Here is a 25,515-nt window from a genome sequence, read left to right as displayed (position 1 = left end):
TGTCCGGCCGAATGCTGGAAGCCGTTTCCCGGCGGATGGAAGGATTGACGCATGACGTCGAAGCCAGCGAACAGTGAGACGCCCCGCGCCGAACCGGCCGACCTCGCCGCGAGGGCGGCGGAGAGGCACATCGTCGTCATCGGCGGGGGCATCGGCGGCCTGATCGCTGCCCGGGAGTGCGTCAAGGTCGGCATGCGCGTCACCCTGCTCGAGGCGACGGATGCCGTCGGCGGCGCCATCCGTCGCGCTGAGCTCGACGGCGTGGTGGTGGATGCCGGCGCGGAGAGCTACGCGACGAGGGGCGGCCGTGTGCGCGCTCTGATCGAGGAGCTCGGCCTCGCCGACCGCATCGTCGCGCCCGCGGCAGGGAGCGCCTGGCTCGCTGGCATCCCCGGCATCGGCGCGGCACCGCTGCCCGTCGGCGGGATTCTCGGAATCCCCGGCAATCCGTTCCAGGAGGACGTCCGCCGCATCATCGGGTGGTCGGGCGCATGGCGTGCGTACCTGGATCGCGTTCGCCCGCCGCTGACGATCGGCCACAGTCAGAGCCTCGGCAGACTGGTGTCGTCGCGCATGGGAGCCAGGGTGCGCGATCGTCTCGTCGCTCCGGTCACGACCGGTGTGTACTCAGCCTCGCCTGACGACGTCGACGTCGACATCGCGGCCCCCGGACTCAACGCCGCACTCACCCGCGTCGGATCGCTCTCGGGGGCGGTGCAGACGATGCGGCAGGAGAGCGCGGACAGAGCTGCGAAGGCGCGCGGAGCCGCGAGTCGCGAGGGTGCCGCGCTCGCGCCCGGCGCGGCCGTGGAAGGGCTCGACGGCGGTATGACGGTGCTGATCGAGGCGCTGGTCGCGGATATCGAGAAGCTCGGTGGCGTCGTGCACACCGGCGCGCGGGTGACGCAGCTGACGCGCACCGCCGAGGCGTGGATGGTGAAGGCTCACGCCGACGTCGCTCCCGTGGCAGACGCCGTTCTCGGCGACGCTCACGCGGAGGAGATCGAGTTCGCCGCAGATGGCGTGGTGGTCGCGACCTCCGAGGCCGCCGCGAGGCGACTTCTCGAGAAGAGCGTGCCCGCACTGGCGGAGACCGCGCCGGCGGATGCTCCGGAGATCGAGATCGTCACACTGCTGCTGGAGCCGTCGGCACTGGCGGGTGCTCCACGGGGCACCGGCGTGCTGACCGTCCCCGGCAGTCACACAGCGAAGGCGCTCACCCACTCCAGTGCGAAGTGGGACTGGGTGCGCGCCGCGGCCGGCCCCCGGCACGTCGTGCGGGTCTCGTTCGGAGCCCAGGGCGAACCCGCCGCCACCACCGCGCTCGACGACGACACCGCGGCTCGACTGGCGCTGAGCGAAGCATCGGCTCTCCTCGGCGTGCCGCTCGCGGAGGGCGACCTCGTGGCGTCTCACCGCGCGAGGTACGTGCAGTCGCAGCCTGCATCGATCATCGGCTCCGGTGCGCGCCGAGAGGCCGCGAGGTCGGCTGTGCAGGGCGTGCACGGGCTCGCCGCCGTCGGCGCGTGGCTGGCCGGCACGGGTCTCGCCCAGGTGATCCCCGACGCGCGCGAAGAGGCGGACCGGCTTCGTCGGGCGCTGCTCTGGGACTGACGCCGTCGCACGAACCCGAAAGTCGCTCCGCTGTCAACCCTCTGCGTGACAGATGCCGAAATCGGCATACGGGGCTACGCTGGACACCTGCAGGCGGCTCCGAGTCGTCGGTTCGCCCCAGGCGTTCACACCGGAACAACGTGAGGAGACCCCATGAAGGGGAAGATCGGACTCGTCGTAGGAATCGGCGTGGGATACGTGCTCGGAACCCGCGCGGGCCGCGAGAGGTACGAGCAGATCAAGACGCAGTGGCTGAAGGTCTGGAACCTCGACCCGGTGCAGGAGCAGGTCGACAAGGTCAAGGGCTACGTCGGCGACAAGGCGGCGGCAGTGCCCGGTGCGATCTGGACCGGCGTGCAGAAGGTCGTCAAGTCGGCCGGCGGTGGCGACAAGACCGCTGGGCAGCGACTCGACTCCGCCGTGGCTGCGGGGCGCAAGGCCGCTGACGACATCGTCGACGCCACCGAGGACGCCGTCGAAGAGGTCAAGGACGCCGCGAAGAAGGAAGACGCGAAGAAGCCCGCGGCCAAGAAGCCGGCAACGCCCGGCTCCACCGCCGCGAAGTCTGGCAGCTGACATGCCCCGCGGATACCGCGATCGCGCCGAGGACAGCCTGCTGTCCCTGATCGGCGATCTTCCCGAGCTCATCAGCAGCCTCGTCAAAGCCGAGATCAACGCGGCCAAGACCTGGATCTCGAAGACGGCGAAGGACGCAGGAATCGGCTCCGTCTGGTTCCTCGTCGCTCTCTTCTTCCTGTTCTGGGCCGTGCCGGTGATCCTGGTGTTCGCGATCGCCGGGCTGTCGTCGTGGTGGCCGGTCTGGCTGTCCGCCCTGGCGGTGCTCGGCATCCTGATCCTCGCCGTGCTGCTGTTCGCGCTGCTCGGCATCCTGAAGTTCCGCAAGGTGCTCGCTCGTAAGAACCCCGCGCAAGCGGTGGGCGAAGACATCAGACTCGTGAAGGAAGCCGGCAATGACGAACTCTGAGATCACGAGGCCTCTGCCCAAGACGGCGGTTCCGGCGGGCATCGTCGACCCGGTCCAGTCGGCTCGGGCGGAGCTGAAGGCCGCTCTCGCGGCGATCGAGGTCAAGGGCAACTTCCCCCGGCGCATCGACACGGCCTCCAAGCGCGCCGCGGCGAAGGCGAGGGTCTTCGCCGACCGCAACCCCGCGGCCGCGATCGCGGGAGCCGTGGGCGTCGCGGTGATCGTCGGCGGTGCCGTCTGGGCGATCGCCCGCGCGCTCTCACGCTGACCGCAGGCCGAAATCCTCGCATCCTGACTCGCGTTCGCGAGTGCTTCACAAAGGGGGCAGACTGGATCCATGTCCGATGCGCGCGAAGAGAACCCGTCCGGCTTCACCCTCTGGGCAGTCTGGCGACGAAACCCCGATGTGGCTGTCACCGAGTCCGACTCTACGGAGCTCGAGACGATCGTCTCGTACATCGAGGACTCCGGCGTCACGGTCCGCGGCTTCTACGACGTCTCGGGCCTGAAGGCGGACGCCGATCTGCTCGTGTGGCTGCACGGCGACACTGCCGAAGACCTGCAGAAGGCTCTCCGCCGCCTCCGCCGCACCGAGTTGCTGCGCACCCTGCTGCCGGTCTGGAACGTCATGGGCGTGCACCGCGATGCCGAGTTCAACCGGGCTCACGTCCCGGGATTCCTTCGCGGCGTGGAGCCGAAGGACTGGCTGTGCCTGTACCCGTTCGTCCGCACGCCGGAGTGGTATCTCGCGCCCGAAGAGGAGCGCCGGAAGATGCTCGCCGATCACGGACGCAAGGGAGCGGCATTCACCGGTGTCATCGCGAACACGGTCGCCGCATTCGCCCTGGGCGACTACGAGTGGATCCTGCCGCTCGAAGCCGACGAGGTCACCGAGCTGGTCGATCTCATGCGCGACCTGCGCTACACCGACGCGCGCCTGTACGTGAAGGAGGAGGTCCCGTTCTACACGGGTCGACGTCTCCGGTTCGACGAGATCGCGGACGTGCTGCAGTAGGTCGACGATGAACACTCAGAGTCAGACCTCCTCCCCGATCCGATTGGGCACCCGCCGCAGCGCGCTCGCCCAGGCGCAGTCGGGGCACGTCGCCGCCGCGCTCGAGAAGATCTCGGGGCGGCCCGTCGAGCTCGTGCCGATCACCAGCGAGGGCGACACGAATCGTGCGTCTCTGTCGGAGATCGGCGGTCAGGGCATCTTCGCCACGCGTCTGCGAGAGGCCCTGCTCGCCGGCGAGTGCGACTTCCTCGTGCATTCGCTCAAAGACCTTCCCACCGCGATCCCCGACGGTCTCGTCATCGCAGCGACCCCGGTGCGTGAGGACGCGCGCGACGTCGCGATCACTCGCGGCGGCACACCGCTGCACCAGCTCCGTTCCGGCAGCAAGGTGGGCACGGGATCCCCCCGGCGCATCGCGCAGGTGCACCGGAGGGCTCCGCACGCGGAGGTCGTGGACATCCGCGGCAACGTCGATTCTCGTCTGCAGCGGGTCGCCTCCGGCGAGTTGGATGCGGTGATCCTGGCTGCGGCCGGTCTGTCGCGCCTCGGCACGGACTCCCCGCTGCGCCGCGAAGAGCTGGGCCTCTCCGAATGGCCGACAGCGCCGGGGCAGGGATCGCTCGCTGTGGAGACGCGCACGGATGCCCCCGCAGAGCTGCTCGTCGCGCTCGCCGAGCTCGACGACTTCGACACGCGTCTGGCGGTGACCGTCGAGCGCGCCGTTCTCGAGGGGCTGGATGCCGGATGCCAGGCGCCGATGGCCGCACATGCGGTCGTCGAGGGCGACGAGATCCGCATCAGGACAGTCGTCTACGCCACCGACGGTGGGCGCCGTATCGGCCTCGACGTCACCGAAGCCGTGAACGGGGAGTATATTCGTCGGAACGGCAGCGGCAATGGAGCGGATGCTGCCGGTGGTGCAGACCCGATGCACGCAGCACGCGAGATCGGGTTGTCTGTCGCCCATCGGCTGCTCGAGCAAGGGGCGGCCGACCTCGTCTCCCGAGAGCATTCCTCATCATGACCAATTCGAAGCAGGACCGACCGCTGGACGGCTGGCGCATCCTCGTACCCCGCGGAGGGCCGTGGGGCGACGGTGTCGCCGCCAGTCTGCGCTCCCGTGGCGCGGTGCCCGTCGTGGCACCGCTGATCAATTTCGCCGCCACCACCGACCAGGCAGCCCTCGACGTCGCTCTCACCCGGCTCGCGGATGGAGAGTACGACTGGCTGACGGTGACGAGTGCGACGACCGTCGACGTGATGTTCGCGCACCGCGCGATCGTCCCGCGCCGCACGAAGATCGCGGCCGTCGGCGAGACGACCGCTGCCGCCCTGCAGGCGGTCGGCTACGAAGTCGCGATGGTGCCGGACGAAGACAATTCGGCCGCGGGGATGGCCGAGCAGCTCATCGCCCTCGAGACCGAGCCTCGTCGCATCCTGGCGCTGCGCAGCGAGATCGCGAAGCCCGTGCTCAGCGTCCTCCTGCAGGAGGCCGGTCACGATGTCGACAGCGTTGTGGCATATCGCACGGTCGGCGTCCCGGTCACGGAGCGCATCAAGCGTGATGTCGAGAACGGACGGATCAACGCGATCCTGATCACGAGCGGTTCGGTCGCCGAGCAGGTGCGCGAGCAGTTCCCGCTGATCCCGGACGACACGCTGCTGGCGGCCATCGGTCCGCGCACCGCGAAGGATGCCGATCGGGCAGGTCTGCCGATCACCGTCGTCGCCGACCGTCAGACTGTGGACGCGCTGATCGACGCGGTGTCGAGCTACACCCTCCCGCATGCGGCGGACGAGTTGGCACCGTGAGCTTTCCCGACGTACGACTGCGCCGCCTCCGCCAGTCTGCTGCAGTCCGTGGACTGGTGCGCGAGACCTCGATCGAGCCTCGTCAGCTGGTGCTTCCACTGTTCGTCCGCGAGGGACTCACCGAGGCCGCGCCCATCGGATCGATGCCGGGGGTCGCGCAGCATTCGCTCGACTCTCTGCGGGCCGCCGCGACCGAGGCTGCCGAGGCGGGTGTCGGCGGTGTGATGCTGTTCGGCGTGCCCGCCGTGCGCGACGCTCAGGGCTCGGGCGCCGACGACCCCCAGGGGATCCTCAATGTCGCGACCGAGGCGCTGGCCGCCGAGGTGGGCGATGCACTCGTGGTGCAGACGGATCTCTGCCTCGACGAGTTCACCGATCACGGTCACTGCGGCGTTCTCGCAGCTGACGGGTCGGTCGACAACGATGCGACCCTCGAGCGGTACGCCTCCATGGCGCTCTCGCAGGCCCGCGCCGGCTCGCAGCTGCTCGGTCTGTCGGGGATGATGGACGGCCAGGTCGCGGTCATCCGCGAGGCGCTCGACTCGGACGGCTACACCGACGTGCTGCTGCTCGCGTATGCCGCCAAGTACGCGAGCGCGTTCTACGGCCCGTTCCGTGAAGCCGTCGACTCGCAGCTCACGGGCGACCGTCGTACCTATCAGCTCGACCCGGGCAATCGTCGCGAGGGTGTGCGCGAGGCCGTCGTCGACGAGGAGGAAGGCGCCGACATCGTCATGGTGAAGCCGGCGATGGCGTTCCTCGATGTGCTGCGGGAGGTGCGCGACACCGTCCACATTCCTGTGTGGGCATATCAGGTCTCCGGTGAGTACGCGATGATCGAGGCGGCCGCTGCGAACGGCTGGATCGATCGTCGTGCATCGGTCCTCGAGTCGCTGCTCTCGATCCGCCGTGCGGGTGCTGACGTCGTCCTGACCTACTGGGCGACCGAGGCCGCCCGCTGGCTGCGCGGCTGAGTCGCGCACGCCTTCGCTGAGAGCCCCGTCGATCTGAGTCCCGCCCTCAGGTCGGCGCATTAGCCTGGATGGGATGCCGGGAGAGGTCCGCGCATCGTTGAGGAGTGTGCTGTGACCGACCGCAATGACGACCTGTTCTCCGCTGCCCGCACGGTGATCCCCGGAGGGGTGAACTCGCCGGTGCGCGCGTACGGCTCGGTCGGCGGCACGCCGCGCTTCCTCGCCTCGGCGAGCGGCGCGACGGTGACGGATGCCGCAGGCAACCGCTACGTTGACCTCGTGGCATCCTGGGGGCCGGCGCTGCTCGGCCACGCGCAGCCGGAGGTCGTCGCCGCCGTGCAGGAAGCGGCCACCCGAGGCCTTTCGTTCGGCGCTCCCACGGAGGGCGAAGTCGAGCTCGCTCAGTTGATCGCCGACCGCGTGCGGTTCGGGGAGGTTCGGCCGGTGGAGCGGGTGCGGCTCGTGTCGACCGGAACCGAAGCGACGATGACGGCGATCCGCCTCGCCCGCGGCGCCACCGGACGCGACCTGCTGGTGAAGTTCGCCGGGCACTATCACGGGCACTCCGACGGTCTGCTCGCCGCGGCGGGCTCCGGTGTCGCGACGCTCGCGCTTCCGGGTTCCGCGGGTGTGCCTGCGCCCATCGCGGCTCAGACGCTGGTGATCGACTACAACGATCCCGACGCTCTGGCAGCTGTGTTCGCCGAGCACGGCCCGCGCATCGCAGCGGTGATCGTCGAGGCCGCAGCGGCGAACATGGGTGTCGTTCCGCCGCTGCCGGGGTTCAACCGCCTGCTCGCCGAGACCGCTCACGCGCATGGCGCCCTGCTGATCCTCGACGAGGTGCTGACGGGCTTCCGCGTGCACCCGGCGGGCTTCTGGGGGCTCCAGGCGGCCGCCGGCGAGGACTATCTGCCCGACATCATCACCTTCGGCAAGGTCGTCGGCGGAGGGATGCCGCTGGCTGCGCTCGGAGGCCGTGCGGAGATCATGGACCTTCTCGCTCCTCTGGGACCCGTCTACCAGGCGGGCACGCTGTCGGGTAACCCGCTGTCTGTCGCCGCGGGTCTCGCGACGCTGCGCCTCGCCACGCCGGAGGTGTACGCGACCGTCGACGCGGCCGCAGCGCGAGTCTCCCGCGCCCTGGATGAGGCGCTCACGGAGGCCGGTGCGACCCACGCCGTCGCCCATGCCGGCAACCTCTTCAGCGCCTCCTTCCGCGGATCTGCACCTCGCGACTACACCGAGGCTCAGGCGCAGGAGTCGTTCCGGTACGCCCCGTTCTTCCATGCGATGCGCGAGCAGGGCGTGGCGCTCCCTCCGAGCGTGTTCGAGGCGTGGTTCCTCACCGCCGCTCACGGTGAGGAAGAGCTGCAGCGCATCGAGGCAGCTCTGCCCGTGGCTGCGCGCGCCGCAGCTGATGCCGCCGCGACTGCCTGAGCGGAGCTGACCCACCCCCAGCCGCCGTGACGGCTCCCTCGCGGAAGGCCTCCAGGACGCGCGGGTGGCCCCGCTCGAGGAATGCCGCACCCGTGAAGGCATACTCGATGCTGCCCTGAGCGATGCGACCGGCTGTTCGTCCTTCAGCCGGACAATCTGCCGCCGCTTCTCGACCCAGGAGTCGAGAAGCTCTGCACGCTGCTCGAGGCCGGGGTCGGTGGCGAATGTCCTGTTCCGAATCTAGTAGATTTGTTCGAAAGTCGAGCGGAACACCGGAATGGAAAAGGGGTGGAATCGTGGGAACCGACAACGGATCGTTGCCTTCCTGTGAACAAGACACAGACATCTGGAAGGGTGCCGCTGGCAGACTGGACGCATGGTGACGTTGCTGCTGGACCAGACGCAACTCGAGATCGTGCTCTCGCCGATCGAGCGTGCGGCGAGCTTCCACCGGGACAACGTGCGGCTCGTGCGCGACACCATCACCAAGGTCCAGCTCATCGATGATGCGTGGACCTGGTTGCGTGGCGTGCCGAACCCGGGGACGCACATCCCCGGAGTGCTCGCCGCAGGCACGTGGAAGGCCGCAGGCAGCGTCGACTTCGTCCTCATCCGCAAACGTCGTCCCAGCGTGGTCATCGATCTCTCCGGGGATGCGCAGTACCGGCGTCTGATCCTCACGACGAGGCACGGCCTCGCCCTGACCCAAGCGCTCCGACTCGATGTGTCGGATGAGCCGGCCGACGTCGAGGAGATCGTGGCGACCTCGCCCACGCCGGTCTCGAAGGGCAGCCGCCGCCCAGTGATCCGCCCGCGTCCCGCCTGACCGTCACGGAACGGGAAACGCCCTCCGCAGCCTTATGGCGCGGAGGGCGTTCGCAATGGGGGAGCGACCTCAGGAGCGGTCGTGCTCACCTTCGTGGTGCTCACCTTCGTGGTGCTCACCTTCGTGGTGCTCGTGGTGCTCGCCCTCGTGGTGCTCACCTTCGTGGTGCTCACCTTCGTGGTGCTCGTGGTGCTCACCTTCGTGGTGCTCGTGGTGCTCACCTTCGTGGTGCTCACCTTCGTGGTGCTCGCCCTCGTGGTGCTCGCCTTCAGCATCCGTCGTCGCCTGCGCGTCGGCTGATGCGTCGGCGTCTCCGAGCGGATAGTCCTTCGGCTCGTCCTCGTAGTACGCGCGCGCTGCTGCAGCGAGCATCGAGGTGACGGCCGCGGATCGGGGGTCATCGTCAGACGGTGCGGCGACGTCATCAGACGACTCCGACGCGTCTTCGGAGTCGTGCGCCTCGCCGAAGAACTCGACGCCGGAGTGCTCCTCCGCGCCGCTCTCGGCCGCCGAGGGGACATCGGGATCGGTGGGAGCATCGACAGGGGTCGTGCCGAAGAGGATGTCGTCGAAGGAGGGCTGAGGCTGCTCCTCGGCCGGGGTCTCGTGCTCGGTCGATTCCCCCGTCGAGTCGTCGTCGCCGGAGACCTCGTCACCGCCCGCATGCGCGGCGTCGGAGGCCACATCAGCCGCATCCTCGGCGTCGTTCGCATCCGAGGCGTCCGCTGCGTAGCCGAGCTCCGCCGCGGCGTACTCGATGTCGCGAGCCGCATCCGCTGCATCCGCGGCGGCGTCAGCCTCGACGTCGGCCGCATCGGCCTCCGCGCGTTCGGCGTCGGAATCGGACGCACCGGAATCGGACGAGTCGGCTTCGGCGGCGTCGGCTTCGGACGCAACGGCGTCGGACGAGTCGGACGCAGCAGGGACCGCCGCGAGCGGCGCTGTCGCCTCCGCGACCGGCGTCTCAGACTCGATGACCGGTGCAGCCGTGATGGCCTGCGGGGCGAGTCTCCCGCCGCGCACGAGCTCGATGAAGACGTCTTCGAGCGTCGGGCCGCGCTGCACCAGGGTCGCCAGAGCGATGCCGGCCGATGCGGCGATGGCGCCGACGGCGCCGGCATTGCTGCCGCGGACCGTGAGACCCGAGCGGAGCACCTCGACCTCGAGGCCGGCGGCCGAGAGCGCCGCCTTCAGGGCGGCGCGATCTTCGGCGTCGACGACCACGGATCCGGCGGACGGGTCGGCCAGCTTCTCGATGCCGCTCGAGAGGACCAGCTGACCCTTCGAGAGCACGAGCACGTGGTCTGCGACCTGCTCGATCTCGCTCAGCACATGTGAGGAGACGAGAACCGTGCGGCCCTCATCGGCGAGGCGGCGCAGGAGGAGTCGGATCCACCGGATGCCCTCGGGGTCGAGCCCGTTCGCCGGCTCGTCGAAGACGAGCGCGCCAGGGTCGCCCAGCAGCGCGTGCGCGACGCTCAGCCGCTGCCGCATCCCGAGCGAGAAGCTGCCGATGCGTCCTTCCGCTTCGTGCTCGAGCCCGACCAGAGAGAGGACCTCGTCGACACGCGAGAGCGGGATGCCGTTGGCCTTGGCCGCGATGGTCAGCTGGCGGGCTGCCGAACGCCGCGGGCGGTAGGCGGTCTCCTCGAGGACGGAGCCGATGGTGCGCAGCGGGTGACGCAGTTCAGGATGTGCGACTCCGCCGATCGTGGCGGTGCCGCTCGTGGCGCGCACCTGACCGAGGAGGATGCGCAGCGTGGTGGTCTTTCCGGCGCCGTTCGGGCCGAGGAAAGCGGTCACGACGCCGGGCTCGACCCGCGCGGAGAAGTCGGACACCGCCGTCACGTCGTTGAACCGCTTCGTGACGTGCGTGAACTCGAGCACCTGTCCGTCGGGCATCTGCGACCTCTCGTTGCAGTGGGCAGTTCTGTCTATCCTGCCGGAAAAGCCGCCGGATCGTGCATTTACCGTACAGACACGGCCGGATGCAAGGCTCAATCCACCGGGTAGCCTGGCAATCGTGACCGAATCCAGCGCCGCTTCCCGGGTCTTCGTCCGTACCGAGGGAGCCCTCGGCAGGCTGACCCTGAACCGACCGGAAGCGATCAACGCGCTCGACTTCGGCATGGTGCAGGAGATCACGCGCACGCTGGAGCGGTGGCGGTACGACACCGATGTGCAGATCGTGCTGATCGACGGCGAAGGCGACCGAGGCATGTGCGCCGGCGGCGATGTGCGGGGACTGCACGCGCAGATCGTGGAGGGCCGATCCGATGAGACGGCGGAGTTCTTCCGCGCAGAGTACGCGCTGAACGCGATGATCGCAGAGTACTCGAAGCCCGTGGTCACCGTCGCCGACGGCATCACGATGGGCGGAGGCGTCGGACTGTCGGGCCACGCGGCCATCCGCATCGTGACCGAGCGGTCGAAGCTCGCGATGCCGGAGACGCGGATCGGCTTCACTCCCGACGTGGGCGGCACGTGGCTGCTGTCACGCGCTCCTGGGCGGTTCGGCGAGTACTTCGGGCTCACGGGGGCGTCGATGAACGGAGCGGATGCCGTACTGCTCGGCTTCGCCGACCATTTCGTGCCCTCCGATCGCCTCGACGCGCTGCGCGAGGCGCTCGCGTATCGTGCCGATCCGACAGGTCCGGCCGAGATCGTGCTGCTGTTCGACGAGACTCCCGATCCGTCGACGCTTCCGGCCTCTCGGGGATGGATCGACCACGCGTTCTCCGCCGACACGGTCGCGGAGATCGTGTCGCGGCTGCGCGCGGACGAGGCCCCGGATGCCGCGGCGACCGCGGATCTGCTCGAGAGCCTGGCGCCCACCGGGCTGGCCGTCACGCTCGACGCCGTGCGGGAAGCACGTGCGCTGCCGAACCTGCGTGCCGCCCTGGAGGGTGAGTACCGCCGCGTGATGTGGTTCGTCCTGCGGCATCCCGACCTCGTGGAGGGGATCCGGGCGCAGCTGATCGACAAGGACCGCAATCCGAAGTGGAACCCGGCGACGATCTCCGAACTGCCTGCAGACCCCGGCGCCGACGCTCGACACTTCACGCCCGAAGACCCCCTCTTCTAGAGCATTTCGATATATCCGCGGTTGTTCGCCGCGGTGCATAAACCGCTGGCCGCGCCCGAAATGGTTCGCTGTGAGCGAAGGTCCGCCCACAGGGGGATACGAATGTCTGGAGTTCGTGCCACCCTTGCATGTGCGCGATCGTCGGCCTGCGTCCGCCCGTCGGGAGATCCGCCGATTCATCCTTCCTAGAAAGTCCGCCTGTGCTGGGAAAAATCCTCCTCCGTTATCTCGCCCGCTATAAGTGGCTGCTCGTCGCCGTGCTGGTGTTCCAATTCGCCAGCGCTCTGGCCACCCTCTACCTCCCACGCCTGAACGAAGACATCATCAACAAGGGCGTGGCCCAGTCCGACACCGCCTACATCTGGCGCACCGGGCTCTTCATGCTCGCCGTCTCGCTCGGCCAGATCATCGCGTCGGTCATCGCGACCTACTTCGCGGCTCGCGCGTCGATGGGTGCGGGGCGCGACATCCGTGCCGACGTCTTCGCCAAGGTCAGCGGATTCTCCGAGCGAGAGGTGTCGCAGTTCGGCGCCGGCTCGCTCATCACGCGCAACACGAACGACGTGCAGCAGGTGCAGATGCTCGCGATGATGGGCGCGACGATGCTCGTCACCGCGCCGCTGCTCGCGATCGGCGGCATCATCTTCGCCGTGCAGACGAACATCGGCCTGAGCTGGCTCATCGCCGTGTCCGTCCCGCTGCTGCTGATCGTCGCCGGTCTCGTCGTCAGCCGCATGGTTCCGCTGTTCCGCAGCTACCAGGGCAAGCTCGACACCGTGAACCGCGTGCTGCGCGAGCAGCTCACCGGCGTGCGCGTGGTCCGTGCCTTCGTCCGAGAGGGCATCGAAGAAGAGCGCTTCCGCGGTGCCAACACCGACATCATGGTCGTCGGCCGCAAGGTCGGCTCGCTGTTCGTCCTGCTGTTCCCGCTGTTCATGCTCATCCTCAACGTCACGATCGTGGCGGTCGTGTGGTTCGGCGGCATCGAGGTCAACAGCGGCACGGTGCAGGTCGGCACGATCTTCGCCTTCATGCAGTACATCGGCCAGATCATGGGCGGCGTCATCATGGCCAGCTTCATGGCGATCATGATCCCGCGCGCGGCAGTGTCGGCCGAGCGCATCGGCGAGGTCCTCGAGACGCAGTCGAGCATGGTGCGGCCGGCCGACGGCGTGACCGACTTCCCGACACCCGGTTCGGTCGCCTTCGACGGCGTCGAGTTCACCTACCCGGGCGCCGACTCTCCCGTTCTCAAGGGCATCAGCTTCGCGGCCGAGCCCGGCGAGACGGTGGCGATCGTCGGATCGACCGGTGCCGGCAAGACGACCCTCGTGTCGTTGATCCCACGACTCTTCGACGTCTCCGGCGGAGCCGTCTTCGTCGGCGGCGCCGATGTGCGCGATGCCGACGTCGAGTCGCTGTGGGCGACCATCGGCCTCGTTCCGCAGCGTCCGTTCCTCTTCACCGGAACGGTGGCCTCGAACCTCCGGTACGGCCGCGAGGACGCGACCGATGAAGAGCTCTGGCATGCGCTGGAGATCGCTCAGGGACGCGACTTCGTCGAGGAGATGCCCCAGGGGCTCGACTCGAGGATCACCCAGGGCGGCACCAACGTCTCGGGCGGTCAGCGTCAGCGCCTGGCGATCGCCCGCGCGATCGTCCGTCAGCCGCAGATCCTGGTCTTCGACGACTCGTTCTCCGCGCTCGACCTCACCACCGACGCCCGACTGAGGCAGGCGCTGTGGCGTGAACTGCCGCACGTGACCAAGATCGTGGTCGCGCAGCGCGTCTCATCCATCACCGATGCGGACCGCATCGTCGTCCTCGAAGGGGGCACCATGGTCGGCGTCGGCACGCACGAGGAGCTTCTCGAGACCAGCACGACCTACCGAGAGATCGTCGAATCGCAGCTGGGGGTGGACGCATGAGCGAGCAGGACGCTCCCCGGACCCGCCGCGGTCGCGCGGCCAAGGCTGCGGACACGACCACTGCGGTCGAGCCGGCGCTGACAGACGAAGAGAAGTACGAGGCCGAGCTCGCCGAGAAGGCGCGCCAGGACGGCGGCGGCTGGGACAGCGTCGCTCCCGGAAAGGCCGACAACTTCGGCAAGAGCTTCAGCCGGATGATCGGGCTGCTCAAGCCGTCGGCCGTCTGGTTCATCCTGGTGTCGATCGCCGGCGCCGTCGGCGTCGTGCTCACGGTCGCGGCGCCGAAGGTGCTCGGTGAGGCCACGAACCTCATCTACAAGGGCTTCATCTCCGTGCAGCTCGCGCAGGCGAACGGGGACTTCCCCGGGTTCCCCGCCGGCACTCCGCAGGTCGATGTCGTCGCGGCACTCCGCCAGGGAGGGCAGGACGACTTCGCCAATCAGGTCGAGGCCCTCGGCGCCTTCCGTGTCGGTGACGGTGTCGACTTCGACGCGCTGCGGTGGATCATCATCGCCGTGCTGGCGATCTATGTCACCGCCGCCTTCCTCAGCTGGATCCAGGGTTACGTCATCAACGTCATCATGGTCCGCACCATGTGGCGTCTGCGCGAGCAGGTCGAGGCGAAGATCAACCGTCTGCCCCTGTCGTACTTCGACAAGGTGCAGCGCGGTGATCTGATCTCGCGCGTGACGAACGACATCGACAACATCACCCAGACCATGCAGCAGTCGCTGTCCGGCGCGATCACGGCCGTACTCACGGTCGTGGGCGTGCTGGTCCTGATGTTCTCGATCTCCTGGCAGCTCGCTCTCGTCGCGCTCGTGGCGCTCCCGCTCATGGGTGTGATCTTCGGCGTCATCGGTCCTCGCTCGCAGAAGGCGTTCGGCACCCAGTGGCGCAAGGTCGGGCGTCTGAACGCTCGCGTCGAAGAGGCCTTCTCCGGTCACGCGCTGGTCAAGGTCTTCGGTCGCGAGCAGGACGCGCTGGAGAAGTTCCAGGGCGAGAACGAGGAGCTGTTCCAGGCCAGCTTCAAGGCGCAGTTCCTCTCCGGCATCATCATGCCGGCGATGACCTTCGTCGGCAGCCTCACCTACGTGGGCATCGCGGTGCTCGGCGGTCTCATGGTCGCCAACGGGCAGCTGCGTCTCGGAGACGTGCAGGCGTTCATCCAGTACTCGCAGCAGTTCACGCAGCCGCTGTCCGAGCTCGGTGGAATGGCGGCCGTAGTGCAGTCCGGTACGGCATCGGCCGAGCGGGTGTTCGAGCTCCTCGACACCGAAGAGCAGGAAGCGGACGACGCGGATGCTCCGAAGCTCGCCGACGGCAAGGGCGTCGTGGAGTTCGAGAACGTCGCGTTCTCGTACACTCCCGACCGTCCGCTGATCACCGACCTCTCGTTCCGGGTCGAGCCCGGTCAGACGGTCGCGATCGTCGGTCCGACGGGAGCGGGCAAGACCACTCTCGTCAACCTCATCATGCGGTTCTACGAACTGAACGGCGGGCGCATTCTGCTCGACGGTCAGGACATCTCCGAGGTCACGCGTGACCAGCTGCGCTCTCGCACCGGCATGGTCCTGCAGGACCCGTGGCTGTTCGCCGGGAGCATCCGCGAGAACATCCGGTACGGACGCTCGACCGCGACCGACGACGAGGTTCTCGAAGCGGCGAAGGCGACCTATGTGGATCGCTTCGTGCATGCCCTCCCTGAGGGCTACGACACCGTGCTCGACGAAGACGCGTCGAACGTCTCGGCGGGCGAGCGTCAGCTGATCACGATCGCGCGAGCGTTCGTGGCCCAGCCGTCGATCCTGATCCTCGATGAGGCCACGTCGGCGGTCGACACCCGCACCGAGCTGTTGCTGCAGCACGCGATGGCGGCGCTTCGACAGGGACGCACGTCGTTCGTGATCGCGCACCGCCTGTCGACCATCCGCGATGCCGACCTCATCCTCGTGATGGAGCACGGAGACATCGTCGAGAAGGGCACGCACGACGAGCTCATCGCCGCGCAGGGCGCCTACTGGCGGCTCTACCAGTCGCAGTTCGAACAGGCGGCGACCGACATCGACGCAGAGGACGCGCTCACCGGCTCGACTCCGGTCGTCATGAGCGGCGACGCCGAAGACGCGGCTGCGTCGGCACAGGTCGGCGTCTCGGTGGGGGCGCAGACTCCCGCCGCCGAGGCAGCGGCCGCACAGGCAGTGGTCGAACGGCCGGATGCCGGAGGCTCCTCACGCGCCTGAAGCGACAGAGCCCCTGAAGCGACAGAGCCCCTGAAGCGACAGAGCGCCTCGCCTCCCGAATCCCGGGCGGCGAGGCGTTCTGCGTCCGTCGAGCTTTCGCTGGAGGGACGACGCGTCAGCGCTGGTCGGCCGTGATGCCGAGGAGTTCGAGGGGGTGGGTCAGTCGCCACCACGGGCTCGGGGCATCGACATCGTCGGCGAGCGACAGCGACGTGGTCACCGTGTTCAACGGCCCGACGCTCGTCATCGTGCCGACCTCGTCGCCCGCTTCGCGGCTGTCGCCGAGTGAGAAGTCCGTCGAGGCCTCGGCGACGGCGCCGTTCCACAGAACCACATCGGCATCCGCATCCGTGACGACATCGGTGCTCGCGCCCCACGCCGTGGTGACGGTGCCGACGACCGTGCCCTCGGCGACGGCGGGAGTCTGCTGCTCCAGCGCCGTCTCGACCTGCGTGAACAGCGAACGGGTCTCCGTGAGGCGCTGCGCGTCGTCGGCCTGACCGAGAACCGACGCGTACAGATGCACAGTCGTGTCGTCGACGGTGACGACCTTCGCGGTCAACAGGTTCCAGCTGTCGCCGAGCGTGCCGGTCTTGACGCCGACGACGCCGGGGTCCGCCAGCATCCCGTTCGTGTTCACCACCGTGCCCGCGCCCGGAAGATCGACCGACGGAGTGCCGACGATGCCGGCGAAGACGGGGTTCTGCATCGCGATCTCGGCCAACGCGACGAGCGACTCGGGTGTGGCCCGGTTGCGGTCGTCGAAGCCCGACGGAGTGATGATCGTGATGTCGTCGAGACCACGGTCGCGCAGCCACACAGCTGCTGCGGCGGTGAATGACGAAGGGGAACCCCAGATCTCCGCGGAGAGCCGGTCGATGTAGTTGTTGGCCGATCCGAGCAGCGTTCCCTGGAGGAGCTGGAACTCGGTGAGAGTGCCCCCCACGGGCACGTCGAGCGCGGACTGGTCGGAGCGGCGGTAGTCCCAGTAGGCCAGGTTGTCGGCCCGCGTGAACGAGAACTCGGGGCCCTGCTCGCCCACGGCGAGGGGCATCCGCTCGAGCACCATCAAGCTCGAGACGACCTTGGTGACGCTTGCGATCGCGGCAGCGTCGAGCGACGACGACGTCGTACCGATGCCGCCGATCCCCACGGCAGCGCTTCCCTGGGCAGGGAAGGTGATCGCGGCAGCGGGCGCCGCGACGGGGGCGAGTTCGACGGCCTGAACCGTCGGCGCGACCTCGTGCAACGGCCACAGCATGGCCGATCCGGCGTAGGTGCCGAGCAAGCCGACGAGGACGCCGAGCGGCACCAGCACGCCGGGCCGGGCGATCGCCGGGCGCAGGTGCGCTCCGGTCAGCAGCGCACCGCCGCTCTCCACGGCCGGCGCGTCATCGAGCGCGTCGGTCGCCGGGTGCTGGGCCACGTCGACCGGGTCGACCCACGTCAGGGGAGTGCCGCCGCTGTCTTCCTCCGCCCACTGCGCGGGGGGAGTCGCCTCAGGAGTGAAGATCGCAGAGACGTCGTCATCCGCAGGAACGGCGGAGGCGGTGGCCTCGGCGGAATCGGGAGCGGTCACCTCCTCACGGTACCGAACTCGTGCGGGGATCCGTGTCGCTGCATCGGGAGAGGACGAGGGGTGTCGCCTCTGGGTAAGATCGTGGGTACAACCACGGGAGTCCGGCGAGCCGGGCTGAGAGGGAGCGAATCGCGCTTCGACCGTCGAACCTGATCTGGGTCATGCCAGCGCAGGGAGGAGTCACAGATGAGTACATCCACGTCCGGATCCACCACGGGATCGGCATCGGCCACGCAGTCGTCGACGGGCCTCGGTCGCCCGCAGCTCTGGCGCTGGCGGGTCGTCGACATCGTCGTGGCGAGTGTCATCGCCGTCGCATGCGCGATGATCTTCCTGCTCTGGAACGTCGGCTACGAGGTGCCGAGCAGCATCCTGACGCCGCTGCTCCCCGGTGTTCAGGGCCTGCTCGCCGGCCCCTGGCTGATCGCCGGAGTGCTCGGCGGCCTGATCATCCGCAAGCCCGGTGCCGCTCTGTACACCGAGCTGGTCGCCGCGATCATCTCAGCACTCGTCGGCAACGCGTGGGGCCCGCTCACGATCGTCTCGGGCCTCGTACAGGGTCTCGGCGCAGAGCTGGTGTTCCTGATCTTCCTGTACGGCGTCTGGCGGCTGCCTGTCGCGATGCTGGCTGGTGCCGGTGCGGGTCTCGCCTGCGGCATCAACGACCGCATCCTCTGGTACGCCGGCGCCGACACGCTCTTCACGAGCGTCTACATCGTCTCGACGACCATCTCGGGTGCGGTCATCGCCGGGCTCGGGGCGTGGTTGATCGCCCGAGGACTCGCCGCCACGGGCGCCCTCAGCCGGTTCGCCGCCGGCCGCGAGGTCACCGCACGGGTGTGAGCTCGCTCACGACGCCCGCCACCCTCGAAGCCCGTGGCTGGGGGTGGCGGTACGCGACGCGACGGCGCTGGGCGGTGCGCGACGTCGACCTGCGCATCGAGCCGGGGGAGCGGGTGCTGCTGCTCGGCGCCTCCGGCTCGGGCAAGTCGACGCTGCTCCAGGGGTTCGGCGGGGTGCTCGGCGGTGCGGATGAGGGCGAGACGCACGGTGCGCTGCTCGTCGACGGCGTGCCGCCCACCGACGCCCGGGGTCGGGTCGGGATGGTCCTGCAGGATCCCGATACGCAGACGATCCTCGCGAGGGTCGGCGACGACGTCGCCTTCGGCTGCGAGAACCTCGGCGTCCCCCGAGACGAGATCTGGCAGCGGGTGCGCGCGGCGCTGGACGCCGTAGAGCTCGACGTCGCCCTCGATCGATCCACGGCCGCGCTGTCGGGCGGTCAGAAGCAGCGCCTCGCCCTCGCCGGCGTGCTCGCGATGCGACCGGGTGCCATCCTGCTCGACGAACCGACGGCGAACCTCGACCCCGAAGGGGTGCGGGACGTACGGGATGCCGTGGCCGCCGCCCTCGATGCGACGGGTGCGACCCTCGTGGTCATCGAGCATCGCATCGACATCTGGCTGCCAATCGTGACCCGGGTGATCGTGCTCGGCGCCGAGCCCGACGGCACGGTCGTGCTCGCCGACGGCAGCCCGGACGCGGTCCTCGGCGCTCGGGGCGCGGAGCTCGCGGCATCCGGTGTCTGGGTTCCCGGGCACCCGCCCGCCGTCCCGCCCGCACCGGCGCAGCGGCCGGGAGCGACGCTGCTGGAGGCCCGTGGTCTCACTGTGTCTCGCAGGCGCGGGCTCGCCGTCGCCGGTCCGTTCGACGTCGATGTGCGCGCCGGAGAGGTGCTCGGGGTCACCGGCGCGAACGGCGCAGGCAAATCGACGCTCGGGCTCACGCTCGCGGGATTGATCCCGGCCGAAGAAGGTCGGGTCGCCGCTCTGCCGCCCCTCGCCGCCGGAGAGAAGCCGGATCCCATCCACTGGTCGTCGCGCGCGCTGCTCACGCGCATCGCATCGGTCATGCAGACGCCCGAGCACCAGCTGCTCGCCAAGACCGTGCGCGACGAGCTGTCGGTCGGGCCGCGGGCGCTGAAGCTGCCGGACGCCGAGATCGCCTCCCGAGTCGACGACCTGCTCGAAAGACTGCGGCTCACCTCGCTCGCCGCAGCCAATCCCTACACCCTGTCGGGCGGAGAGAAGCGGCGGCTCACGGTCGCCGCCGCCCTCGCCACGCGGCCCCGGATGCTGGTGCTCGACGAGCCCACCTTCGGGCAGGATGCGACGACCTGGGCCGAACTCGTCGGCCTGATCGCACGTCTGCGCGACGAGGGCACGGCGATCGTGGCGATCAGTCATGACGAGACCGTGCTCGAGGCTCTGCACGCTCGGCGCATCGAGGTGGGACGATGATCGATCCGCTGACCGCCCGCGTCGAACGATCCGGTCCGATCGCCCCGCGCTCGGCCCTCGCGAAACTCATCGCGGCGCTTCTCATCGCCCTGCCCCTCGTGCTGACGATCGACGTGGTGTCGGCATCCGTCGCCCTGCTGCTCGAGATCCCTCTGCTCATGCTCGCAGGCCTGCGTGCGAAGGAGTTCTGGACCCGCACCGCGGTGCTGTGGATCGCGGCGCCGCTCAGCGCGGTCACGATCGCTCTCTACGGCGCGACCAGCGGCACCGTGCATGTCGAGTGGCTCGTCATGCGCATCAGTGACGGGTCGCTCGCGCTCGCTGCGGCGACCGCCGTGCGCGTGCTCGCGATCGGACTCCCCGCGGTGGTGCTCTTCATCACGGTCGACCCCACCGACCTCGCCGACGACCTCGCGCAGCGGGTGAGGCTTCCGGCGCGATTCGTCGTCGGCGCGCTCGCGGGGATGCGGATGCTGGGACTGCTCGTCGACGACTGGCGGGCGCTGTCTCTCGCACGGCGTGCGCGCGGGGTGGCCGACGAGGGGCGGGTCCGTCGTGCGCTCGGCATGGCGTTCGCGCTGTTCGTGCTGGCGATCCGTCGTGGATCGTCGCTGGCGACGGCCATGGAGGCTCGCGGCTTCGGCGGCTCGGCACCGCGTTCGTGGGCGCGGGAGTCGAGGTGGGACCGACGCGACACGGCGCTGGTCGTCGTCGCGGCGGTGATCCCGGCGGTGGCGATCGCGGCGGCGGTGCTCACGGGTGCGTGGAACTTCATCCTCGGCCCGACCGCCTGACGAGACCACGACCGGACGCCCGCCCGAACCACCGGACCTGGCAGCATCCACTCAGCTTTCTCATAGCTGGAATGCCGATGTATTCGCTAGCATCGAGTGAACCCAAGGGGAGTACTCCACCACGGGCGGCTCGTCATTACGGATGTCCCTGCATCCCGGGTCCCCGGTCCTCGTTCTCGAGGATGGAGAAGACCTTGGCGTCGACCTCGTCACGCCTCGTCTTCTGGAGACCTCCTTGAACATCACCCCCCTCGTGTGGATCATCACGATCGCCGTCACGATCGCCTTCTTCGTGTACGAGTTCTTCGCCCACGTGCGAAAGCCCCATGAGCCCACCATCGGCGAGTCCGCTCGCTGGTCGGCGTTCTACATCGGTCTGGCCCTGCTGTTCGGCGTCGGCATCGGCACAGTGTCGGGCTGGACGTACGGCGGTGAGTACTTCGCCGGGTACCTGACCGAGAAGGCGCTGTCGATCGACAACCTCTTCGTGTTCCTCATCGTGATGACCGGCTTCGCCGTGCCGCGCATCTATCAGCAGAAGGTGCTGATGATCGGCATCGTCATCGCGCTCATCATGCGCGGTGGATTCATCGCGCTCGGCGCCACGCTGATCGAGAACTTCTCCTGGATCTTCTACCTCTTCGGTGCGCTGCTGCTGTTCCTGGCCTACCGCCAGGCGTTCGCACAGGGCGACCACAACCCGGCCAACGGCCGATTCATGCGCTTCGTGCGCCGTATCCTGCCGGTGAGCGACGAGTACAACGGCGACCGCCTGACCGTGCAGCGCGACGGCAAGCGATTCTTCACGCCGATGTTCCTCGTGATCATCGCGATCGGCTTCGTCGACCTGATCTTCGCGGTCGACTCGATCCCCGCCATCTATGGTCTGACCGAAGAGGCCTACATCGTCTTCACGGCCAACGCCTTCGCCCTCATGGGCCTGCGCCAGCTGTACTTCCTCATCGGCGGCCTGCTGCAGCGCCTCGTGTACCTCGCGCAGGGCCTCGCGGTGATCCTCGCGTTCATCGGGGTCAAGCTCGTGCTGCACGCGATGCACGTCAATGAGCTCCCGTTCATCAACGGCGGCGAGCCGATGCTGTGGGCGCCTGAGATCCCGATCTGGTTCTCGCTCGTCTTCATCGGCGCGACGATCGCCGTCGCCACCGTCGCGAGCCTCATGAAGACGCGACGCGACGACAAGCGCGACGCGCTCGACGCTCCTGATCCGTCCAGCTCTGCACCGCTCACCACCGACACCCAGAAGGAACACTCGTGAACCAGTCGCGCCGCTCCGACGCGTCCGCAGACCCCGACAGACCCGGCGCCCGAATGACCTCGGGCACCCCCGCACCTCGTGAGGTGACCCGCTGATGGGCGACCTCGCGGTGAACATCGCTCTGGTGTTCGTGTTCGTCCTCGTCGGCGGCGTGTTCGCCGCGACGGAGATGGCCCTCGTCACGTTGCGTGAGAGTCAGATCAATGCGATCGCTGCTCGTGGCAGACGAGGCGAGAAGGTCGCGAGCCTCGCTCGCAACCCGAACACCTTCCTCTCGGCGGTGCAGATCGGCGTGACGGTCGCCGGCTTCGCCTCGGCCGCCTACGGTGCGACCTCGATCGCCCCGTCGGTCGCGCCTCTGCTCGAGAACGTCGGGGTCGCCGCTCCGCTGGCTCTCACCCTCTCGACCGTGCTGCTGACGCTCGTGATCGCCTACCTGTCGCTCGTGCTCGGCGAGCTCGTGCCCAAGCGGCTCGCCATCCAGCGCAACGCCCAGTTCGCGTATGCCGTCGCGCCGGTGCTCGACGGCTTCGCCGTGGTCATGAGGCCGGTCATCTGGCTGCTGTCGGTGTCGACGAATGCGGTCGTGCGTCTGCTGGGCGGCGACCCGCACAAGGCGGCGGACGAGCTCAGCGAGGAGGAGCTGCGCGACATCGTCGCGACGCATCAGAGCCTCCCCGACGACGAGCGACGCATCCTCGACGACGTGCTGTCGCTGCGCGGACGTCAGGTGAGCGAGGTCATGCGGCCCCGTCCCGAGGTCGTCGCGCTCGACGGCGCCGCGACGCTCGCCGAGGCCATCGCGGACGTGCGCGAGCTGCCGTTCTCGCGGTACCCGGTGATCGACGCCTCGCTCGACGACATCGTGGGGTTCGTGCATGTGCGCGACCTCTTCGAGGCCGCCGCCGACGACCCGACGCGCGCGGTGCTCGGACTCATGCGTCCCGTCGAGTACGTGCCCTCGACCGCGGGCGTGCTGCCCACCCTGACCCGCATGCGGGCGGCCGGTCACCAGATCGCCGTCGTGGTCGACGAGTACGGCGGCACCGACGGCATCGTGACGCTCGAGGACCTCGTCGAAGAGGTCGTGGGCGAGATCTTCGACGAGTACGACACGGAGGACCGGATGCCGGACGCCGGCGGCGCACTCGACGGCCGCCTCAATCTGCAGGACTTCGCCGAGATCACCGGGATCGCGCTGCCCCGTGGCGCATCGGACACGGTCGCGGGCTTCGTCACCGAGATGCTCGGCCGCCTCGCGGTGGTCGGTGATTCGGTCGAGGTGCCCGGTGCGACGATCCGCGTGACGGCCGTCGATCGTCGCCGGATCTCGGAGATCCGAGTGGCCGTGCACGAGGACGCCTCGCCGACCGACTGAGTCGAGTCTCAGGTCTCGTTCCAGAGTCGGCGGTAGTACTTGAGCCGATGGCGGCTCGTGCAGGTCGGCCGGCACCGTGACGCCGCGCTCGACCGCGTTCGCGATCCTCCATGCGGGGCTCCAGGTCCAGGGGCACTGCTCGACGGGCAGCGAGTCGTGCATCGCGCGCAGCGCGGTTCCGACCGCGCGAACGGCGGTCTCGGGGTCGTCGATCCATCGGGGGTCCACAGCGCTGCGGCCCGGGAGTGCAGCCGTGACGAGCCACTCGTGCGTGGCGTCCTCACCCTGATCGATCACCTCGGGAACCGCGATCCAACGCCGTGCCCACCGCATCCGCTCCGCTTCGTCCCGCATGTTCGCCTCGGCGTCATGCGGGCCCCACTTGATGTAGCGCCCGTCGTCGGTGCGAAAGGTGAGCCCGCCGATGCCGTTCAGCCATACCGGCGTGAGCGCGGCGCCCGCGGCCAGTGACCGCACGATCGGCGGGATCTCCGTCGTCGTGGAGGGGATGCTCATGGGGCGCTCATCTCATGTTCGAACGTATATCGGTATGCGTGTATTTTTCCGGCTCCGGGCGGCGGGACGCGGTTAGTCTCAGTCGCGGTCGCCGTCGGCGGCCGCATCATCCATCCCACTCGACACATCAGAGGTCTTCGTGCGCGTTTCGTCCCGGTCACAGTGGTGGCGGCGGCAGGGCAGCGATGCCGATGCCTCCTCGTCCGCATCCGCGGCTTCCGAGGTCGCACCCGGTGCCGATTCCGATGCCGCTCACGCTACCGCGGTCGGGCTGCCGAAGGCTCCGGCGATCTCGTCGCAGGAATCCGGCGAACGGGATCTCGACCAGTTCGTCGAGTGGATCTGGAGCGGCGACGTTCCGGCATCCGCACAGGCACCTGACGCCGGCGTCGAGAGCACACGCATCACCATAGAGGAGCAGTACAACATGAGTTCACTTGACGACGCCCTGCAGCAGCTGCTGGCCATCGAGGGCGCCACCGGCGCCGCGATCGTCGACTACGGCAGCGGAATGGCACTCGCCCAGGGCGGCAACCCCTCATTCGACCTGGGGATCGCCGCCGCGGGCAACTCGAACGTCGTGCGCGCCAAGCTGGCGACGATGCGCGACCTCGGCATCACGGATGAGATCGACGACATCCTCATCACCCTGAGCTCGCAGTATCACCTGATCAACGTGCTCAACACGACCGGTGCGAGCGGGCTCTTCATCTACCTCGTGCTCAACAGTGCGTCGGCGAACCTCGCGCTCGCACGCCACAAGCTGAAGGGCATCGCCGCGCAGATCCAGGTCTGATCTCGCGAGTCACTCCGGAGGGGCGGCGCCGTCATGGGCCCGCCCCTTCGACGTGCGCGGCGTAGGCTCGGGGTCGACACCGTCGCGAGGCCTCTCGTGATGTGTCGCCTGAAACTCGGAATCAGCTAAGCTGACACTGAGTCGCACACGTTTCGAAGGAGAACCGCATGCAGATCCAGGGCTCGAGTGCTCTCATCACCGGCGGTGCGTCCGGTCTGGGCCTCGCCACCGCGCGAACGCTCGCCGCCGCCGGCGCCGTCGTCACCATCCTCGACCTGCCCTCGTCGGCAGGTGCCGAGATCGCCGCAGACCTCGGCGGGGTGTTCTCGGGCGGAGATGTCACGAGCGCTGAGGATGCCGCTGCCGCCGTGGCCGCAGCGCAGGCCGCCGCTCCGCTGCGGATCGTCGTCAACTGCGCGGGCATCGCCCCGCCGGCGAAGGTGCTCGACCGCGAGGGCAACCCGGCCGTGCTCGCCGACTTCGAGCGCATCGTCCGCATCAACCTCGTCGGCACCTTCAATGTCCTGTCGCAGGCCTCCGCCGTGATCGCGAAGAACGACGCGACCGACACCGGCGACCGTGGTGTCATCGTGAACACCGCGAGCGTGGCCGCTTTCGACGGGCAGATCGGCCAGCCGGCATACTCGGCCTCGAAGGGCGGCGTGCACGCCATGACGCTTCCGGTCGCTCGCGAGCTCGCTCGTTACGGCATCCGCGTCTGCGCGATCGCTCCCGGCATCATGGAGACCCCGATGCTGATGGGCCTGCCGCAGGCGGCGCAGGACTCGCTGGGCCAGCAGGTGCCGTTCCCCTCGCGTCTCGGACGCCCCGACGAGTACGCCTCTCTCGTGCAGCAGATCGTCGAGAACGGCTACCTCAACGGCGAGACGATCCGCCTCGACGGCGCGATCCGCATGGCACCGAAGTAAGCCCGAACCCCGCAGTCCCGAAGCC

The 25,515-nt window shown here is 68.8% G+C and carries 22 protein-coding genes, 1 pseudogene and 1 riboswitch; of the genes and pseudogenes, 21 read left to right on the top strand and 2 right to left on the bottom strand.

Features of this window, described 5'->3' with window-relative positions; genetic code table 11:
* The first annotated feature begins 51 nt into the window (after positions 1-51).
* The 11 genes from ACIPV5_RS00630 (at position 52) to ACIPV5_RS00580 (ending at position 9,046) form a co-directional block, all read left to right on the top strand.
* Positions 52-1,614, top strand: a complete 1,563-nt coding sequence (locus ACIPV5_RS00630; protein ID WP_400338931.1) for a protoporphyrinogen/coproporphyrinogen oxidase — start codon at positions 52-54, stop codon at positions 1,612-1,614.
* A 153-nt stretch (positions 1,615-1,767) separates the two neighbouring features.
* Positions 1,768-2,190 (top strand): hypothetical protein, encoded by a 423-nt coding sequence (locus ACIPV5_RS00625; protein ID WP_400338930.1) that lies wholly within the window; start codon positions 1,768-1,770, stop codon positions 2,188-2,190.
* Position 2,191: 1 nt separating this feature from the next.
* Entirely contained in the window at positions 2,192-2,599 is a 408-nt protein-coding gene (locus ACIPV5_RS00620; RefSeq protein ID WP_053097996.1) for a phage holin family protein, read from the top strand.
* On the top strand, positions 2,586-2,867 hold the full coding sequence (locus ACIPV5_RS00615; protein WP_072592006.1) for a hypothetical protein: 282 nt from the start codon (positions 2,586-2,588) through the stop codon (positions 2,865-2,867). Before ACIPV5_RS00620 ends, ACIPV5_RS00615 begins: the two co-directional genes overlap by 14 nt.
* A 69-nt stretch (positions 2,868-2,936) precedes the next feature.
* Positions 2,937-3,614: a hydrogen peroxide-dependent heme synthase gene (gene hemQ / locus ACIPV5_RS00610; RefSeq protein WP_053097994.1), complete on the top strand. Its 678-nt coding sequence runs from the start codon at positions 2,937-2,939 to the stop codon at positions 3,612-3,614.
* A 7-nt stretch (positions 3,615-3,621) separates the two neighbouring features.
* Positions 3,622-4,638: a hydroxymethylbilane synthase gene (gene hemC / locus ACIPV5_RS00605; RefSeq protein WP_400338926.1), complete on the top strand. Its 1,017-nt coding sequence runs from the start codon at positions 3,622-3,624 to the stop codon at positions 4,636-4,638.
* Positions 4,635-5,426: a uroporphyrinogen-III synthase gene (locus ACIPV5_RS00600; protein WP_053097992.1), complete on the top strand. Its 792-nt coding sequence runs from the start codon at positions 4,635-4,637 to the stop codon at positions 5,424-5,426. Before hemC ends, ACIPV5_RS00600 begins: the two co-directional genes overlap by 4 nt.
* Complete coding sequence (hemB, locus tag ACIPV5_RS00595) at positions 5,423-6,400, top strand: porphobilinogen synthase (protein ID WP_053097991.1); 978 nt, start codon at positions 5,423-5,425, stop codon at positions 6,398-6,400. The genes ACIPV5_RS00600 and hemB overlap by 4 nt, the downstream gene beginning before the upstream one ends.
* A gap of 111 nt (positions 6,401-6,511) precedes the next feature.
* The gene (locus ACIPV5_RS00590) at positions 6,512-7,840 is read left to right on the top strand and encodes a glutamate-1-semialdehyde 2,1-aminomutase (protein WP_400338923.1); all 1,329 of its coding nucleotides are present in this window, start codon (positions 6,512-6,514) and stop codon (positions 7,838-7,840) included.
* Between the two features lie 376 nt (positions 7,841-8,216).
* Complete coding sequence (locus tag ACIPV5_RS00585; protein WP_053097989.1) at positions 8,217-8,666, top strand: hypothetical protein; 450 nt, start codon at positions 8,217-8,219, stop codon at positions 8,664-8,666.
* Entirely contained in the window at positions 8,663-9,046 is a 384-nt protein-coding gene (locus ACIPV5_RS00580; protein ID WP_400341228.1) for a pentapeptide repeat-containing protein, read from the top strand. The genes ACIPV5_RS00585 and ACIPV5_RS00580 overlap by 4 nt, the downstream gene beginning before the upstream one ends.
* A gap of 964 nt (positions 9,047-10,010) precedes the next feature.
* On the opposite strand, the pseudogene ACIPV5_RS00575 reads toward ACIPV5_RS00580, so the two are convergent.
* A pseudogene (locus ACIPV5_RS00575) lies at positions 10,011-10,568 on the bottom strand (ATP-binding cassette domain-containing protein); the annotation flags it as partial.
* Positions 10,569-10,689: 121 nt separating this feature from the next.
* Here ACIPV5_RS00575 and ACIPV5_RS00570 point away from each other — a divergent pair.
* The 3 genes from ACIPV5_RS00570 to ACIPV5_RS00560 all read left to right on the top strand — a co-directional run bounded on the left by ACIPV5_RS00570 (position 10,690) and on the right by ACIPV5_RS00560 (position 15,922).
* Entirely contained in the window at positions 10,690-11,751 is a 1,062-nt protein-coding gene (locus tag ACIPV5_RS00570) for an enoyl-CoA hydratase/isomerase family protein (RefSeq protein WP_400338920.1), read from the top strand.
* A gap of 200 nt (positions 11,752-11,951) precedes the next feature.
* Positions 11,952-13,679 (top strand): ABC transporter ATP-binding protein, encoded by a 1,728-nt coding sequence (locus tag ACIPV5_RS00565; RefSeq protein WP_056280467.1) that lies wholly within the window; start codon positions 11,952-11,954, stop codon positions 13,677-13,679.
* Positions 13,676-15,922, top strand: coding sequence for an ABC transporter ATP-binding protein (locus ACIPV5_RS00560; protein WP_400338916.1), 2,247 nt, complete (start codon positions 13,676-13,678; stop codon positions 15,920-15,922). The genes ACIPV5_RS00565 and ACIPV5_RS00560 overlap by 4 nt, the downstream gene beginning before the upstream one ends.
* Before the next feature lie 115 nt (positions 15,923-16,037).
* Here the strand turns inward: ACIPV5_RS00560 and ACIPV5_RS00555 are convergent, their stop codons facing one another.
* Entirely contained in the window at positions 16,038-17,501 is a 1,464-nt protein-coding gene (locus ACIPV5_RS00555; RefSeq protein WP_363522606.1) for a D-alanyl-D-alanine carboxypeptidase, read from the bottom strand.
* An 83-nt stretch (positions 17,502-17,584) separates the two neighbouring features.
* Positions 17,585-17,694: riboswitch (TPP riboswitch) on the top strand.
* On the opposite strand from ACIPV5_RS00555, the gene ACIPV5_RS00550 reads away from it, so the two are divergent.
* The 7 genes from ACIPV5_RS00550 (at position 17,688) to ACIPV5_RS00520 (ending at position 25,490) form a co-directional block, all read left to right on the top strand.
* Positions 17,688-18,344, top strand: coding sequence for an ECF transporter S component (locus ACIPV5_RS00550; protein ID WP_053097984.1), 657 nt, complete (start codon positions 17,688-17,690; stop codon positions 18,342-18,344). It overlaps the preceding riboswitch by 7 nt.
* The gene (locus ACIPV5_RS00545; protein ID WP_400338913.1) at positions 18,341-19,801 is read left to right on the top strand and encodes an ABC transporter ATP-binding protein; all 1,461 of its coding nucleotides are present in this window, start codon (positions 18,341-18,343) and stop codon (positions 19,799-19,801) included. Before ACIPV5_RS00550 ends, ACIPV5_RS00545 begins: the two co-directional genes overlap by 4 nt.
* Positions 19,798-20,595, top strand: coding sequence for an energy-coupling factor transporter transmembrane component T family protein (locus ACIPV5_RS00540; RefSeq protein ID WP_400338911.1), 798 nt, complete (start codon positions 19,798-19,800; stop codon positions 20,593-20,595). Before ACIPV5_RS00545 ends, ACIPV5_RS00540 begins: the two co-directional genes overlap by 4 nt.
* Positions 20,596-20,830: 235 nt before the next feature.
* Complete coding sequence (locus ACIPV5_RS00535; protein WP_400338908.1) at positions 20,831-21,871, top strand: TerC family protein; 1,041 nt, start codon at positions 20,831-20,833, stop codon at positions 21,869-21,871.
* A gap of 94 nt (positions 21,872-21,965) precedes the next feature.
* Positions 21,966-23,249 carry a hemolysin family protein gene (locus ACIPV5_RS00530; protein ID WP_400338905.1) on the top strand — a complete coding sequence of 428 codons (1,284 nt, stop codon included), beginning with the start codon at positions 21,966-21,968 and terminating at the stop codon, positions 23,247-23,249.
* A 655-nt stretch (positions 23,250-23,904) separates the two neighbouring features.
* Positions 23,905-24,561: a hypothetical protein gene (locus ACIPV5_RS00525; protein WP_320488957.1), complete on the top strand. Its 657-nt coding sequence runs from the start codon at positions 23,905-23,907 to the stop codon at positions 24,559-24,561.
* A 167-nt stretch (positions 24,562-24,728) separates the two neighbouring features.
* A complete protein-coding gene (locus ACIPV5_RS00520; protein WP_400338903.1) occupies positions 24,729-25,490 on the top strand; it encodes an SDR family NAD(P)-dependent oxidoreductase in 762 nt (253 codons plus the stop codon).
* Positions 25,491-25,515 lie beyond the last annotated feature (25 nt).

The organism is Microbacterium sp. NPDC090014, from assembly GCF_044748285.1.
GTDB lineage: Bacteria > Actinomycetota > Actinomycetes > Actinomycetales > Microbacteriaceae > Microbacterium.
Note: the sequence above shows the minus strand (reverse complement) of the source record. Positions and strands in the feature narration are given on the sequence as shown.

Coding starts and splice junctions, on each gene's coding strand:
- ACIPV5_RS00550 (WP_053097984.1), top strand. CDS start 17,688: ATGAGTACATCCACGTCCGGATCCACCACGGGATCGGCATCGGCCACG.
- ACIPV5_RS00600 (WP_053097992.1), top strand. CDS start 4,635: ATGACCAATTCGAAGCAGGACCGACCGCTGGACGGCTGGCGCATCCTC.
- ACIPV5_RS00630 (WP_400338931.1), top strand. CDS start 52: ATGACGTCGAAGCCAGCGAACAGTGAGACGCCCCGCGCCGAACCGGCC.
- ACIPV5_RS00585 (WP_053097989.1), top strand. CDS start 8,217: ATGGTGACGTTGCTGCTGGACCAGACGCAACTCGAGATCGTGCTCTCG.
- ACIPV5_RS00620 (WP_053097996.1), top strand. CDS start 2,192: ATGCCCCGCGGATACCGCGATCGCGCCGAGGACAGCCTGCTGTCCCTG.
- ACIPV5_RS00625 (WP_400338930.1), top strand. CDS start 1,768: ATGAAGGGGAAGATCGGACTCGTCGTAGGAATCGGCGTGGGATACGTG.
- hemC (WP_400338926.1), top strand. CDS start 3,622: ATGAACACTCAGAGTCAGACCTCCTCCCCGATCCGATTGGGCACCCGC.
- hemQ (WP_053097994.1), top strand. CDS start 2,937: ATGTCCGATGCGCGCGAAGAGAACCCGTCCGGCTTCACCCTCTGGGCA.
- ACIPV5_RS00540 (WP_400338911.1), top strand. CDS start 19,798: ATGATCGATCCGCTGACCGCCCGCGTCGAACGATCCGGTCCGATCGCC.
- ACIPV5_RS00615 (WP_072592006.1), top strand. CDS start 2,586: ATGACGAACTCTGAGATCACGAGGCCTCTGCCCAAGACGGCGGTTCCG.
- ACIPV5_RS00560 (WP_400338916.1), top strand. CDS start 13,676: ATGAGCGAGCAGGACGCTCCCCGGACCCGCCGCGGTCGCGCGGCCAAG.
- ACIPV5_RS00530 (WP_400338905.1), top strand. CDS start 21,966: ATGGGCGACCTCGCGGTGAACATCGCTCTGGTGTTCGTGTTCGTCCTC.
- ACIPV5_RS00520 (WP_400338903.1), top strand. CDS start 24,729: ATGCAGATCCAGGGCTCGAGTGCTCTCATCACCGGCGGTGCGTCCGGT.